This window comes from Streptomyces sp. CNB091 (assembly GCF_000377965.1).
Genome location: NZ_KB898990.1, coordinates 715,151 through 728,088, shown reverse-complemented (window position 1 = coordinate 728,088; position 12,938 = coordinate 715,151). Strand labels below are relative to the sequence as shown.

Here is a 12,938-nt window from a genome sequence, read left to right as displayed (position 1 = left end):
GGTGGCGTTTCTCCCCAACCTACGGGCCAATGTCCGCATTCACCCTAAATAACACGAAAAGAGCGACCTATTGTTCTCCCACCGCACTCAACCCGGGCCGCCTCCGGGACTGCCACCGGGCTGCCACCCGCCTGCCGGGAGGAGCTGGGCCGACCGCTCGGCAGTCTTCAAAGAGGCTCGGCGTGAACGGGGTTGGGGGGAGAGAGCGGCGGACGGATGGGGCATCAGTACCCGACACCTCGACCGGCGTTGCGCTCGGCGGCCGCGTGCCACCAGCCGGGCGGAGAGGGACCGGTGACCGTGGCGGCGGGCTGATCGGGGTGCAGGCCCAGGGCGCGCAGCGCGTCCGCGTGGACCCGGACGACGTACTGACCGCGCCGGTGCCCGCCCGCGCCGACGCCGCAGAGGAGATCGAAGCGGACGAGATCCCCGGCGAAGGGCATCCAGTCGACGCCACGGTCCCGCAGTCAGGCGCGGAGTGCCTCCGGGGGCCGTGGAGAGCCCGGCAGGTTCTCGCACGGCCGACGGCCACCCACGCGGCGCTCGACCCGTCCTCCGCCTTCACCGCCTTCTCCCCACGCATGGCGCCGAGCCTGGCGTCACCCAGCGATGCGGGCGTCCCGGCCGTCCACGAAGGTCTCGACGACCGCGATGTCCCCGATCCGCGAGGGGTCCACGCGGTGCGGGTCGTCGCGGGTCGCCGCGTCCACCACGGCGAGGATGTCCTCGACCCGCTCGCACGGGGCGATGCTCGGCGTGCCGGCCTTCAACCCGGCCCAGGCCAGGTGGACATGGCTGCCGATGAAACCGGGCAGCACGGTTCGCCGTCCAGGTCGACGACTTCGCGGGCGGGCAGAGATGTCACGGCCTCGTCCACACCGACGACCCGCCCCCGCCGGATACCCAGGTCGTGGGCGACGGGGTGCCGGGGGTCCATCGCGAGGAGGCGCGCGTTGGTCAGTCGCGTACAGAGCATGGGCAGTCCGTCCTTCGGAGTCGGAGTCCGGTGTGCTGTGCCGGCGCGGGATTCCTCGGAGCCGTACGGCTGGGGGCATCGCCGCCGGGACCTCCCGGCCGTCCGCCCGGAATGCAGCGCCGGGATGCGGCGGGCACCATGTCCCCGGCTCGGGCACGGGTCGGACCTGCGCCCGGCCTGGACACATGAGGCCTGCAACACCCCTTCCACCAACGGGCCTTGCGGACATCCGTCACCCCGGCGAACTCAACCGGCACGACGGAGAGGCGCCGTTTCGCTCCTGGGTCACACCAGAACCCGTACGGGCTTCTCGGCCAGTCTGCCGTGCGCCAGACGGGCAAGACCCTGTCGAGGATGTGCTCAACGACTTGCGCTTCTGCCCGTACCGCCGGAAGAGGAGGTGGCGTGCCTCCAGCCGCCGGCTACGTCGTGGGAAACGAACGCCGTGCGTGTGGAGCTCTCCATCCAGGTGGTCGTTCTCGGTCGTTCTCCCCTCCGTCGACGTGGAGGTCGGAACTGGGGCAGGGAACAGCGCGTCCTCTTTGCCATGGACCTTACGGAGAGCTCGTTCGCCTGGCTCATTCTGCTGATCATCGGGGGGATCTTCGTGACCCCCAGCGTGCAAGAGATACGCCGGACCAGGAAACTGCGACGGACTGGAACCAAGGCGTACGGTCAGATCGTCGGTCACAGCCTCGGCGAGAGCGAGAACGGGAACACGACCTACGCTCCAGTGGTCGCCTGGAGGACTCCCGACGGCCTTCGGCACGAGTACTGCCCTGCCTGGGGGAACAGCGGGAAGGGACGCTTCAAGGCAGGCACCAGTGCGGTGATCTACTACGACCCGGCCGATCCTGACCATAGCGCAGCGCTCCGCAGCTACGACGGGGGTTGGGTCACGTGGTTCGCCCTGTTACCCGGTACCGCGGCCATCGGTTTCGGGTTGTTCGAGATGGTGGCAGTGCTTCTCGGCCGGTAGTGGGGACCAGCGGTGCAAGCCGAGCGTCGTGACGAGCGGGCGGGTGCGAAGAATTCCGCCGGAGGCTGAGGAACGGGCTCCGACCATGGCTGGGTCGTGGGTGGCCCATTTACCGAAGCGTGCGTCCGTCTGTCGTGCCGGCGTGTGGCGTTCAGCGCCGACGGGCGCACACTCGTGGTGAGCCGGCTGGTCGATGTCGACCAGGACACGAGGTCCGTCAACGTCGTGGACGTCGGGACGGGCAGAAAGACCCGGACGCTGGACGGCATCGGGGGCTACCGGATCGCGCTGGGCGGTTCCGGGAACGACCTGGTCCTCGCGACCTCCTCCGGAGACCGGTCGGACCTGTCGGACGGGACCTCGGCACGTAGCGCGCTCGGCATGTTCGAACTCGATGCCGTCGCGTTCAGCCCTGACGGCAAGACGCTGGCCGCTTCCGAACCGAACGGTATCGCGCTGTGGAACGCGGACGGCACCCGGCGGGTGGGACAGCTGCCCGGCCCGGCGGTCTCGCATCTGCGGTTCTCCGCGAACGGTGGGACTGCGGCTCGGGTAAGGGAGGTACAACCGGAGGCGCAAACGTCCGGAGGAACACGCGGAGCCGACCACGGCACGGTGCCACGCCATCGGGTGTCGCGGCTCTGCCAGGCGGGTGACAGCAGCCGGCGCGGACTACTGCCGGGCCGGCCGGTAGTCCAGGATCGGTGCCGCCACCGCCCCCGGCGGAGCGTGCATCGACCTGGTCCGCGCCGGTGATCGGCGCGGTCACGGCTGTTCTGAGGAGCCCCTCCCCATGCGTTCACGCATCATCGCGACCATGGCCGCCGCGGCTGCAGCCACTGCAGCCCTTACACCACCCGCCCACGCCGCCCCCGTCATCGACGGGGTCTACCGGTTCGCTGCTCTCCACGACGGCACATGCCTGGTCTGGCCCACATCGCACGCGAGCATCGGCTCCGTGGGGCTGGGCGCCTGCACGGAGACCGCGTCGACCTCGGCGAACTGGCAGGTACACAAGCGCCCCAACGGAACGATGGAAGTAGCGACACCGGGCTCCAACCCCCGCACCTGCCTCGGCGTGAACACGAACTACAGGCTCAGGGTCAACGAACCCTGCGCCGACAAGTACGCCGAGTGGACCGTGTCCTTCGGCTCCGCAGGGCCCGGCAGCGTGGTGTGGGCCGACATCGAGCACACCCCCGCCGACGGATCGAACTCGTGGGGAAAGGTGGTCGACATTCCCGAGGTGACCGGTCGTGTCGTGGTGAGGCGGGTCCCCATCGAACCGCACTACTGGGAGTTGCAGCAGGTCAGCCAGTGACCTGAGACAGAGATTCAGCGCCGCCAGGCCGCGCACACCGCGGCCTGGCCGCTGAAGGCGTGCCCACTGGACCGGGACCCGGTACGCCGTTCATGACGACGACGGGCCCAGGGAAGGCCCGGTCGCTCACGCCGCCAGGGCCTTCGCCGGAAAGGCCACTGGAGCGGCTGATCCCCGTGGGCTTCCCGGCCCACCCGCTCGCCGGCGAGTCCTCGGTCGACCTTCGCCGGCTGTCCTCGGAAGTCTTCGTGGACCTTTTGGCGAAGACCGCCGGCCGAGCACAGTCCGATCTCGCCTTCGCCGCCGCCGGTCTCACCCGCGAGGTCGCCTTCGAGGTGACGAACACCGACTACCTGGCCCGGCTGGTCGCCGCCGGCCTGAGTGTGGCCCTGCTCCCGCCCGCGTACGTCGCCGGCATCGCCGGAGTGACCACGATCGAGGTCACGGACGCGCCGGCCCGCGTCGAGTACGTGATCTGGGGCCGGGAGAGCCGAACCCCGGCGGCGGCCTTCCTTATGCCTGGGCATCGAGGCGGAGTGACCGCGGGGCACTCCGGCGGCCCGAGCCGCCGCGCGCGCTGGTGTCGCGTTCCGGGACGGCCGCTGGTCGGGCGTTCCAGAACGGCCGCTGTGATCGGCCCCACTTTCCGGGTGCTCCGGACGGACGTACGCGATCATGGCCGGATGGAAGCTCGTTTCCTCGGCATCGCCGAGCTGGCCGAAACTCCGTCCGTGGCGGTCGTGGTCGACGTCATGCGGGCGTTCACGGTGGCCGCGTGGGCGTTCGGCCGAGGCGCCGAGAAGATCGTCCTGGCCGAGTCCATGGCCGCCGCACTGGCGCTCAAGGCACGCCATCCCGATTGGGTGGCCCTCAAGGACGGTCCGCCCGCACCCGGCTTCGACACCGTCAACTCACCCGGTCTGCTGCGATCCCTCGACCTCTGTGGACGGACCGTCGTACAGAAGACCACGGCGGGGACGGTCGGCGCCCTCGCGGTCAAGGAGGCGTCGCTGGTGCTGTGCGCCGGCTTCGTGGTGGCGGGAGCGACGGCTCGGCTCCTGCGTCAACGCGGCTGTGACGCCGTCACGTTCGTGGTCACCGGCGAGGAGGGGCGCGCCGAGGAAGACCTGGCGTGCGCTCAGTACATCGCGCGGAGGACCGACGGGGACGGGACGGACGCGGCCCCGTTCCTGCGCCGTGCCGCCCGGTCACGCGCCGCCGCCGAACTGACGGAGGGCGTACGGCAGGGAGCCCATCCGGATGACGTCGCGCTCTGCCTCGAACTCGACCGGTTCCCCTTCGCCATGGTCGCGTCGCCGGAGGACTCGTTGACGGTCCTCCGCCCGTGCGCCGCTCCCGCGCCGGGCGACGGGGCTTCACCATGATCAAGCCGGGGCATGTCAACAACGTTCGTGATCAATACGCCTAGGCCACTGCCTCCGGCGCGATCTCGGCGATCAGCCCCTCGACGAGGGTCCTGATCTCGTCGCGGATCGGGCGGACCGCGGCCACACCACGACCGGCCGGGTCCTCCAGCTTCCAGTCGAGGTAGCGCTTGCCGGGGAAGACCGGGCAGGTGTCGCCGCAGCCCATCGTGACGCAGACGTCGGACTCGCGGACCGCGTCGGCCGTGAGCACCTTCGGCGTCTCGGCGGAGATGTCGATCCCCACCTCGGCCATCGCCTCGACGGCGGCGGGGTTGACGGCGTCCTGGGGGTTCGAGCCCGCGGAGCGGACCTCTACGCGGTCCCCGGCCAGGTGGGTCAGCCAGGCGGCGGCCATCTGGGAGCGGCCGGCGTTGTGGACGCAGACGAACAGGACGGACGGCTTGCCGGAGGACTCTGCCATGGTGATCGTTCTCTCCCGTCGCACGGCGGAACCGGGCCGCCGATGACTCCGATGACTTCAGCACCCGCTGGTATCAGCGAGCAATGATGTGAGAATATCAGCGCATGCTGACTTCAGTCGATCCTGATGTGATCCGGGTACTGGGCGATCCGCTCCGCCTGCGGATCGTGACCCTGCTCGCCCGCGAGACGCTCTGCACGACACACCTGGTGGAGGAGACCGGAGCCAAGCAGACCAACCTGTCCAACCATCTGAAGGTGCTGCGCGAGGCCGGGTTGGTGGAGACCGAGCCGTGCGGCCGCTTCACCTACTACCGGCTCAGGCCCGAGGTCCTGGCCGGACTGTCGGAGCAGTTCGCCGCGCTGGCCGAGTCCGCCCGTACCGCCGGCGAGAAGAAGAGGGCCTGCCCGTGACCTCCACCGAGCCCACCGCCACCGCGGCCCGGGGCGCGGGCCCGGGCGGGGACGACTCGATCGTCAGGAAGCTCTCCACCCTCGACCGCTACCTCGCGGTGTGGATCCTGCTCGCCATGGCCGCCGGGCTGGGTCTGGGCCGCGCCGTTCCCGGGATGGACGACGCCCTCGCGAAGATCGAGATCGGCGGGATCTCCCTGCCGATCGCGCTCGGCCTGCTGGTGATGATGTACCCGGTGCTGGCCAAGGTGCGCTACGACCGGCTCGACCGCGTGACCGGCGACCGCAAGCTGCTGGTCTCCTCCCTGGTCGTCAACTGGATCGTCGGCCCCGCGGTCATGTTCGCCCTGGCGTGGATCTTCCTGCCGGACCTGCCCGAATACCGCACCGGCCTGATCATCGTGGGCCTCGCCCGCTGTATCGCCATGGTCATCATCTGGAACGACCTCGCCTGCGGCGACCGGGAGGCCGCAGCCGTCCTCGTCGCTCTGAACTCGGTGTTCCAGGTGTTCGCGTTCGGCCTGCTGGGCTGGTTCTACCTCGACCTGCTGCCCCGCTGGATGAACCTCGGAGACGGCCAGGGCCTCGACGTCTCCGTGTGGCACATCGCCCTGAACGTCGTCATCTTCCTCGGCGTCCCACTGCTGGCCGGATTCCTCACCCGCCGCCTCGGGGAGAAGAGGATGGGGCGCGAGCGCTACGAGCAGCGGTTCCTGCCGAGGATCGGGCCCTGGGCGCTGTACGGACTGCTGTTCACGATCGTCGTCCTCTTCGCCCTCCAGGGAAAGACGATCACCTCACAGCCGCTCGACGTCGTGCGGATCGCCCTGCCGCTGCTGGCGTACTTCGCGATCATGTTCTTCGGAACCTTCCTCCTCGGGAAGAGCCTCGGCCTGGCGTACGACCGCACCACCACGCTCGCGTTCACCGCGGCGGGCAACAATTTCGAACTCGCCATCGCGGTGGCCATCGCCACCTTCGGCGTCACCTCCGGACAGGCCCTGTCCGGTGTCGTCGGCCCGCTCATCGAAGTGCCGGTGCTGATCGGTCTGGTGTACGTCGCGCTCGCCTGGCGGCGCGCATTCCCCTCCGGTGCGGTGACGACGGCACCGTGACGCGGCGCGGGCGCCCCGCGACGCCGTACGCGGGACGGCGCGGCCGAACCGACCCTCACATGACGGCGGGGCTGCGGCGCTCGACGAGAACGACGTCGCGCCAGACGCCGCGGTGGCGCCCGATCCGCTCGCGGATGCCGATGACCCGGAAACCCGCCCGCTCGTGAACGGCGAGACTGGCGGTGTTCTCCGGGAAGATCCCGGCCTGAAGGGTCCAGATCCCGGCCTTCTCGGTGGAGTCGACCAGGGCCTTCAGCAGGACGGAAGCGATCCCGCGGCCTCGCGCGGCGGGATCGACGTAGACGGAGTGCTCGACGACGCCCGCGTACGCGCACCGGTCCGAGACCCGGCCGGCCGCCACCCAGCCCAGGACCTCACCGACCTCGCCGAGGGCGACGAAGCGGTGGCCGGGCAGCTTCGCGGCGTCGAAGCTCCGCCAGTCGGGCGGGCAGGTCTCGAAGGTGGCGTTGCCCTCGTCGATGCCCGCCCGGTAGATCGCCAGCACCTGCCCGGCGTGGTCCGCGGTCAGCGGCGCGATCACGAATCCCGGCGCCCCGCTCACCGCGCGCTCCATCCCCGTCCCTCTCGAGGTCAGGCGGCCGGCTGCGTCAGCAGCCTGCCCATCCCGGCCAGCACCGACGGTTCGACCCGGTAGTAGACCCAGGTGCCGCGCCGCTCGGACGTCAGCAGCCCGGCCTCCTTCAACTTCTTCAAGTGGTGGGACACGGTGGGCTGGGAGACCCCGACATCGGAGATGTCGCACACGCATGCCTCGCCGCCCTCGTGCGAGGCCACGGCGGAGAACAGCCGCAGCCGCACCGGGTCGCCGAGCGCCTTGAACATCCGCGCGGCCGTCTGCGCCTCGTCGGCGGTCATCGGGCGCTCGGTCAAAGGCGGACAGCACGGCACAACACCCCGGCCGCCGGCGGGCTCGATCAGCGGCAGCACCTTCGCATTCGACATATGTCTATGTTGACACACGTCAAACCAGGACGGCAGAGGTTCACCCGCGCGCGAGAGACGTACGAGGGCGAGCAAGGAGGGCCGACGAACCACGTGGCTCCTCCCGGCCGCCCCCACCACCCCGCCAAAGCACCACGCGGGCAGGACCATCACTTCGACGACTATCTATGTTGACGCTTATCGATACAAGTGCCATCCTGGGCCGCACAAGGCATCGACAGATGTCGAAACGCAGAGGGAGTCGCCGCCGTGAACGCGCTCGCCACCAACGAACTGCCCGTCGTCGTGATCGGAGCCGGGCCCACCGGTCTGGCCGCCGCGGTCCACCTGATCGACCGGGGCATCGAACCCCTGGTCCTGGAAGCAGGCGCCACCGCCGGCGCCGCGGTGCGCGACTGGGCGCATGTGCGCCTCTTCTCCACCTGGGGCGAGGTCGTCGACCCGGCCGCCGAGAAGCTGCTGGCCCGCACCGGCTGGACGCGGCCCGCCCCGGACACGTACCCCTCCGGCGGGGACTGGGCCGAGCAGTATCTGCGGCCGCTCGCCGGCGCCCTGGGCGACCGGATCCGCCTCGGCGCCCGGGTCACCGGCGTCTCCCGCACCGGCCGCGACCGGATCGTGGACGCCGACCGCGACCAGCAGCCGTTCGTCGTGCACATCGCCCACGCCGACGGGCGCGAGGAGCGGCTCTTCGCCCGCGCCGTCATCGACGCCTCCGGCACCTGGTCCACACCGTCCCCCGCGGGCGCCGACGGCCTGCCGGCACTCGGTGAGAAGGCCGCCGCCGACCGCATCGCCTACCGTGTCCCCGACCTCAGGGATCCGGTCGTCCGCGCCCGTTTCGCGGGACGCCGCACCGCCGTCATCGGCTCCGGGGCCTCCGCCTTCACCGCCCTCGCCTCCCTCGCCGGCCTCGCGAAGTCCGACGACGGCACGGGCACCACAGGGGTGTGGGTCCTGCGCCGGGGCCTCTCCGACTCCACCTTCGGCGGGGGCGCGGCCGACCAGCTGCCCGCCCGCGGGGCACTCGGACTGGCGGCGAAGGCCGCTGTCGACGAGGGGTACGTGGACGCGGTCACCGGCTTCCGGACCGAAGCGATCGAGCGCGACGCCCACGGCCGACTCGTGCTGGCGGGCGAGGACGGACGCCGCCTGGACGCGGTCGACGAGGTGATCGTACTGACCGGCCTCCGCCCCGACCTCGGCTTCCTGGACGAGCTGCGCCTCGGCCTGGACGATCGACTGCGCGCCCCGATCGGACTGGCCCCACTGATCGACCCCAACCAGCACTCCTGTGGCACCGTCTACCCGCACGGGCACCGCGAGCTGTCCCACCCGGAACCGGGGATCTACCTGGTCGGCATGAAGTCCTACGGCCGCGCCCCCACCTTCCTCGCCATGACCGGCTACGAGCAGGTCCGCTCCGTGGCCGCCGCCCTCGCCGGCGACCTGGAAGCGGCCGACCGCGTCGAACTCACCCTCCCCGAAACGGGTGTTTGCGGCGGGGCAGGCCTCTTCGACGACCCGGCCGCCGCCCAGGCCGACACCGGAGGCTGCTGCGCGACGCCCGAACCCGCCGTGGTCCGGCTCGGCGCCGGAGCGCCGGCCGGCGGCGGCTCGGCGGGCGGCGGCGGCTCGGCGGGCGGCGGCGGCTCGGCGGGCGGCTGCTGCTCCTCCCCCTCCTGAACGGCCCGACGCCTGAGCGCTTCTCTTCCGTCGCGCCCGGTCAGCACCCGCTCAGCGCCTGCTCAGCTTGCTCAGCGCCGCGAGAGTGGCGTCGAGATCGGCCGCGCCGGTGCGGTTGTGGGGCAGCTTGGCGAGCATCGCGGCCATGCCGCAGGTATTGGTCAGGGCGGAGAAGACCAGCCCGGCCGCGATGCCTGCCGAGAGGATCTGGAACGCGGGGTGGACGAGGAGGCCGAGGAGCAGGCCCAGGAGGACGACGGTTCCGGCGGTGAGGCGGACCTGCCGCTCCATGCCCCAGACCGCACGGGTTCCCTGGGGGCGGTGCAGGTCGTGACCGTCGGCCGCCCAGGCGTTGGTGCCACCGCTGAGCGTGGCGGTGGTGATGCCGTTCTCGGCGAGGATCCGGCAGGCGTTCTCCGAGCGGGCTCCGGACGCGCAGACGATCAGGACCTCACCCCGGTCCGCGGCCTGCCGGATGTCGGCGAGGGCCCGCTGGATCCGGTCGAGGGGAATGTTGAGGGCGCCGGGCAGGTGGCCGCCGGCGTACTCACCGGGTGTACGGACGTCGATGACGGTCAGCTCGTGGAGGCGGCTGCGGGTCTCGTGGGTGGCGAGGACGGTGGGCGTGGTCATGGCGGGTGTCATCCTTTTTTCTGTCGGTGGGGCCCCCACCGAGGGGGAGTACATTACCCCTGGGGGTATTCATGAGGAGTGATGATGGAGCTTGATCTGGCAGGAGCGGAGCTCAAGTCGGTCCTGAACCGGCTGCGCCGGGCGCAGGGGCAGATCTCCGGGGTGATCCGGATGATCGAGGAGGGGCGGGACTGCGAGGACGTCGTCACCCAGCTGGCGGCGGCGTCGCGGGCGCTGGACCGGGCCGGGTTCGCGATCATCGCGACCGGGCTCCAGCAGTGCCTGACCGAGGTGGAGGAAGGCCGGCGTTCCGCCGAGTCCCAGGACGAGATGCGCGCCCGGCTGGAGAAGCTCTTCCTCTCGCTCGCCTGACGCCGGGGGCCCTGGGCCCGGTACTCAGGCGACCACGTCGATGATCATGAAGGCCGCCACCGCGAACAGGGTGTAGGCGAAGACTCTCCGCAGAGTGGCGCCGGAGACCTTCGCCGCCAGCCGTTTGCCGTCCCAGGCTCCCAGGATCGCCGCTCCGGCGAAGGGGGCGATCACCTCCCATCGAAGGTCGTCGCCGGTTCCCGACCGGGCCCCGAGGGCGGCGAGGCTGTTGACGGTGATGACCAGGAGGCTGGTGCCCACGGCCTGCTTCATCCGCAGGCCGAGGACTCCGACGAGGGCGGGCACGGCGAGGAATCCGCCTCCCACCCCGAGGAATCCCGTCACGGCGCCGAGACCGGCGCCGGTTCCGGCCGCCTTCGCGGGCCGCACCGCCTCCGTCGGCTCGGCCGCGGAGGGCCGCAGCATCCGCAGCGCCGCCAGGGCGGCGATCACCGCGAACGCCGCTGTGAGAGCCGCTTCGGGCAGGCGATCGGCGACGGCTCCGGCGAGGAACGCCGGAAGGACTCCCGCGGCCGCCATCGACACCCCGGCCTTCCAGGCGACATGGCCGTCTCTGGCGTGGGCGTAGAGAGCGGTGGCCGATGTGGCGGTGACGATGATCAGACTGGCCGTGGTGGCCGAGGCCGCCGAGAAGCCGAGCAGGTAGATCAGTGCCGGAACCGCCAGAACACCGCCACCGCCGCCGAGCGCGCCGAGCGCCAGGCCGATCACCGTCCCGGCGACGAGGGCGAGGACCAAGGTGCTCACGCTATCGAGCCGCCGTCACCGCGCCCGTCGATCACCGGCAACCCTGCGGCGGCCCACGCGATCATGCCGCCCTTGACGTCCACCGCGTCCGCTCCCCGCTCGGCGAGCAGGCTCACGGCCCGCCGCGAGCGCTGCCCGCTGCGGCAGATCACCACGAGCGGCCTCCCCCGCGCGGCGGCAGCCGGCAGCGACGCGCCCGCGGCCAGGGCGGTCAGCGGCGCGTGCACCGCGCCGGGGGCATGGCCGGTTCGCCACTCGGACTTCTCCCGCACGTCCAGCAGAACGGCTCCGGGCCGCTCCCCGCCGACGCGGGTGCGCGCCTCGCCGACGGACAGGCGTTCTCCACGTCCTCGGAATGGGAATCGGAATCGGAAGAGGAACATCGACGTCACCCTTCTTCGGTGACGACGCTCAGCCCGGCCGCCGCCGCGGCGCCGAAGCCGTCGTCCACGGCGACCACGTCCCGCCCCGCCGCGTCCAGCAGCGACGCGGCGATGCCCGCGCGCATACCGCCCGCACAGTGCACCCAGACCGTGCCGTCGGGCACGTCGCCGATACGGCGGTGGATCTGGTGGATCGGGATGTGCACCGAGCCCTCGATCCAGCCCTCCGCCCGTTCGGACGAGCGGCGTACGTCCAGGACGACGATCCGGTCCTTCCCCTGAGCGGCCAGTTCGGCGAACGTGGCACGGGGAAAGGACGCGGGGCTCTCGCCGGCGCGGAGCCAGTCCGCGGGACCGCCGGTCGCGGCGGCCGCCGGGCGGTCGATGCCGACGCGCACCAGCTCCCGCTGGGCCCCGGCGAGCTGCTCGGCCGACTCGGCGAGCAGGGTCACCGGCTTGCCCCAGGGGATCAACCAGGCGAGGTACGTGGCGAGCTTGCCGTCCGCCTCGAAGTTGAACGACCCCGCGACATGTCCTTCGGCGAAAGCGACGCGGTTACGCAGATCCACCACCCACTCCCCCGCCGCGAGCCGCGCGGCGATGTCGTGGGGGTCGGCCACGACCGGCACGGTCAGGTCCACGGGTGCGGGCCCGGCCGCGTTGACGGGGCTCATGTGCGCGTAGTACGCGGGCACGTCCTCCAGCCCCGCCAGCAGCTCGGCGACGAAGGTGTCCACATCCACGGTGAGAGCCGGGTTGACCGCCTTCTCCCTGCCGATCGTGGTCGCCTCCCCGTCGGCCTGGGCGGACGAGCAGAAGCTGCCGAACCCATGCGTCGGCAGCACCTCGGTCCCGTCGGGCAGCGCGTCCGCGAGGCGGCGGGCGGAGGCGTGCTGGGCACGGGCCAGCTGCTCGGTGAGCCGCGGCTCCACGAGATCGGGCCGCCCCACCGTACCGATCAGGAGAGAACCGCCCGTGAACGCCGCGACCGGCCTGTCCGCCTCGCTCAGCACGTACGACATGTGGTGCGGCGTGTGCCCGGGAGTCGCCACCGCGCCCAGGATCAGTCCTGCGTCGATGACGACGGTGTCGCCGTCGGACACGGCGGTCCGGGCGAACGAGACGTGCGCGCCGGCCGGAACGTGGTAGGCGGCTCCGGTGATACGGGCCAGCTCAAGACCGCCGGTCACATAGTCGTTGTGGATGTGCGTCTCGACCACATGGGTGATCGCCACACCACGCCGGGCCGCGGCGGCCAGCACCCCGTCGATGTCACGTGGCGGATCCACTGCGACCGCCGCCCGCCGGCCACCGGCCAGGTAGCTGCGGTTGCCCAAGCCCTCCAGCTCGATGGCTTCAACGAAGAACACGAGAGTCTCCTTCCGACGAAAAATTACCCCCCGGGGTATGCAATTCACCGTAACACTCTTACCCCCGGGGGTATATTTGGCAGGGCGGCGGCCCCGACGGACGAGCCGCGT

16 protein-coding genes and 2 pseudogenes are annotated in these 12,938 nt (G+C 71.2%); 9 read left to right on the top strand and 9 right to left on the bottom strand.

All coding sequences use genetic code 11. The features are described from left to right. Positions 1-224: 224 nt before the first annotated feature. Both D581_RS0103065 and D581_RS1000000139305 read right to left on the bottom strand, forming a co-directional pair. Positions 225-443 carry a hypothetical protein gene (locus D581_RS0103065; protein ID WP_018955758.1) on the bottom strand — a complete coding sequence of 73 codons (219 nt, stop codon included), beginning with the start codon at positions 441-443 and terminating at the stop codon, positions 225-227. Between the two features lie 217 nt (positions 444-660). Beyond that, positions 661-976 (bottom strand): annotated as a pseudogene (locus D581_RS1000000139305) (amidohydrolase family protein); the annotation flags it as partial. A 451-nt stretch (positions 977-1,427) separates the two neighbouring features. On the opposite strand from D581_RS1000000139305, the gene D581_RS1000000141200 reads away from it, so the two are divergent. From D581_RS1000000141200 to D581_RS0103040, 5 genes and pseudogenes are all read left to right on the top strand, one after another. Further along, positions 1,428-1,955, top strand: a complete 528-nt coding sequence (locus tag D581_RS1000000141200; protein ID WP_158688575.1) for a DUF3592 domain-containing protein — start codon at positions 1,428-1,430, stop codon at positions 1,953-1,955. A 144-nt stretch (positions 1,956-2,099) separates the two neighbouring features. Then, a complete protein-coding gene (locus tag D581_RS0103050) occupies positions 2,100-2,711 on the top strand; it encodes a hypothetical protein (protein ID WP_018955755.1) in 612 nt (203 codons plus the stop codon). 37 nt (positions 2,712-2,748) lie between these two features. Then, entirely contained in the window at positions 2,749-3,276 is a 528-nt protein-coding gene (locus D581_RS0103045) for a hypothetical protein (RefSeq protein WP_018955754.1), read from the top strand. A gap of 161 nt (positions 3,277-3,437) precedes the next feature. Then, positions 3,438-3,816 (top strand): annotated as a pseudogene (locus tag D581_RS1000000139295) (LysR substrate-binding domain-containing protein); the annotation flags it as partial. Between the two features lie 143 nt (positions 3,817-3,959). Continuing rightward, positions 3,960-4,661, top strand: a complete 702-nt coding sequence (locus tag D581_RS0103040; RefSeq protein ID WP_026290139.1) for a 2-phosphosulfolactate phosphatase — start codon at positions 3,960-3,962, stop codon at positions 4,659-4,661. Between the two features lie 40 nt (positions 4,662-4,701). Here the strand turns inward: D581_RS0103040 and D581_RS0103035 are convergent, their stop codons facing one another. Next, complete coding sequence (locus tag D581_RS0103035) at positions 4,702-5,124, bottom strand: arsenate reductase ArsC (protein ID WP_018955752.1); 423 nt, start codon at positions 5,122-5,124, stop codon at positions 4,702-4,704. A gap of 104 nt (positions 5,125-5,228) precedes the next feature. Between D581_RS0103035 and D581_RS0103030 the strand changes: the two genes are divergently transcribed. Both D581_RS0103030 and arsB read left to right on the top strand, forming a co-directional pair. Then, entirely contained in the window at positions 5,229-5,537 is a 309-nt protein-coding gene (locus tag D581_RS0103030; protein WP_026290138.1) for an ArsR/SmtB family transcription factor, read from the top strand. Continuing rightward, positions 5,534-6,652, top strand: coding sequence for an ACR3 family arsenite efflux transporter (arsB, locus tag D581_RS0103025; RefSeq protein WP_018955750.1), 1,119 nt, complete (start codon positions 5,534-5,536; stop codon positions 6,650-6,652). The genes D581_RS0103030 and arsB overlap by 4 nt, the downstream gene beginning before the upstream one ends. Positions 6,653-6,707: 55 nt before the next feature. Here arsB and D581_RS0103020 read toward each other — a convergent pair whose 3' ends face one another. Next, positions 6,708-7,226, bottom strand: a complete 519-nt coding sequence (locus D581_RS0103020; RefSeq protein ID WP_018955749.1) for a GNAT family N-acetyltransferase — start codon at positions 7,224-7,226, stop codon at positions 6,708-6,710. A 17-nt stretch (positions 7,227-7,243) separates the two neighbouring features. Further along, a complete protein-coding gene (locus D581_RS0103015) occupies positions 7,244-7,615 on the bottom strand; it encodes an ArsR/SmtB family transcription factor (protein ID WP_026290136.1) in 372 nt (123 codons plus the stop codon). A 249-nt stretch (positions 7,616-7,864) separates the two neighbouring features. On the opposite strand from D581_RS0103015, the gene D581_RS0103010 reads away from it, so the two are divergent. Then, positions 7,865-9,301, top strand: a complete 1,437-nt coding sequence (locus D581_RS0103010) for an NAD(P)-binding domain-containing protein (RefSeq protein ID WP_018955747.1) — start codon at positions 7,865-7,867, stop codon at positions 9,299-9,301. A 51-nt stretch (positions 9,302-9,352) separates the two neighbouring features. Here D581_RS0103010 and D581_RS0103005 read toward each other — a convergent pair whose 3' ends face one another. Beyond that, entirely contained in the window at positions 9,353-9,934 is a 582-nt protein-coding gene (locus D581_RS0103005) for a rhodanese-like domain-containing protein (RefSeq protein WP_018955746.1), read from the bottom strand. A gap of 84 nt (positions 9,935-10,018) precedes the next feature. Between D581_RS0103005 and D581_RS0103000 the strand changes: the two genes are divergently transcribed. Continuing rightward, positions 10,019-10,306 carry a metal-sensitive transcriptional regulator gene (locus tag D581_RS0103000; protein ID WP_018955745.1) on the top strand — a complete coding sequence of 96 codons (288 nt, stop codon included), beginning with the start codon at positions 10,019-10,021 and terminating at the stop codon, positions 10,304-10,306. A 24-nt stretch (positions 10,307-10,330) separates the two neighbouring features. Here D581_RS0103000 and D581_RS0102995 read toward each other — a convergent pair whose 3' ends face one another. From D581_RS0102995 to D581_RS0102985, 3 genes are read right to left on the bottom strand one after another with little or no spacing between them, the layout of a single operon-like run. Continuing rightward, positions 10,331-11,074, bottom strand: coding sequence for a sulfite exporter TauE/SafE family protein (locus D581_RS0102995; RefSeq protein WP_018955744.1), 744 nt, complete (start codon positions 11,072-11,074; stop codon positions 10,331-10,333). Beyond that, positions 11,071-11,457 carry a rhodanese-like domain-containing protein gene (locus D581_RS0102990; RefSeq protein WP_032752518.1) on the bottom strand — a complete coding sequence of 129 codons (387 nt, stop codon included), beginning with the start codon at positions 11,455-11,457 and terminating at the stop codon, positions 11,071-11,073. The genes D581_RS0102995 and D581_RS0102990 overlap by 4 nt, the downstream gene beginning before the upstream one ends. A 5-nt stretch (positions 11,458-11,462) precedes the next feature. Beyond that, complete coding sequence (locus D581_RS0102985) at positions 11,463-12,827, bottom strand: MBL fold metallo-hydrolase (protein WP_018955742.1); 1,365 nt, start codon at positions 12,825-12,827, stop codon at positions 11,463-11,465. Positions 12,828-12,938: the final 111 nt, after the last annotated feature.

What these genes read in the sequence shown, in the direction of transcription:
- D581_RS0103065 (WP_018955758.1), bottom strand. Translation starts at nt 443, where the DNA reads ATGCCCTTCGCCGGGGATCTCGTCCGCTTCGATCTCCTCTGCGGCGTC.
- D581_RS0103045 (WP_018955754.1), top strand. Translation starts at nt 2,749, where the DNA reads ATGCGTTCACGCATCATCGCGACCATGGCCGCCGCGGCTGCAGCCACT.
- D581_RS0103040 (WP_026290139.1), top strand. Translation starts at nt 3,960, where the DNA reads ATGGAAGCTCGTTTCCTCGGCATCGCCGAGCTGGCCGAAACTCCGTCC.
- D581_RS0103035 (WP_018955752.1), bottom strand. Translation starts at nt 5,124, where the DNA reads ATGGCAGAGTCCTCCGGCAAGCCGTCCGTCCTGTTCGTCTGCGTCCAC.
- D581_RS0103030 (WP_026290138.1), top strand. Translation starts at nt 5,229, where the DNA reads ATGCTGACTTCAGTCGATCCTGATGTGATCCGGGTACTGGGCGATCCG.
- D581_RS0103020 (WP_018955749.1), bottom strand. Translation starts at nt 7,226, where the DNA reads ATGGAGCGCGCGGTGAGCGGGGCGCCGGGATTCGTGATCGCGCCGCTG.
- D581_RS0103015 (WP_026290136.1), bottom strand. Translation starts at nt 7,615, where the DNA reads ATGTCGAATGCGAAGGTGCTGCCGCTGATCGAGCCCGCCGGCGGCCGG.
- D581_RS0103005 (WP_018955746.1), bottom strand. Translation starts at nt 9,934, where the DNA reads ATGACCACGCCCACCGTCCTCGCCACCCACGAGACCCGCAGCCGCCTC.
- D581_RS0103000 (WP_018955745.1), top strand. Translation starts at nt 10,019, where the DNA reads ATGGAGCTTGATCTGGCAGGAGCGGAGCTCAAGTCGGTCCTGAACCGG.
- D581_RS0102990 (WP_032752518.1), bottom strand. Translation starts at nt 11,457, where the DNA reads ATGTTCCTCTTCCGATTCCGATTCCCATTCCGAGGACGTGGAGAACGC.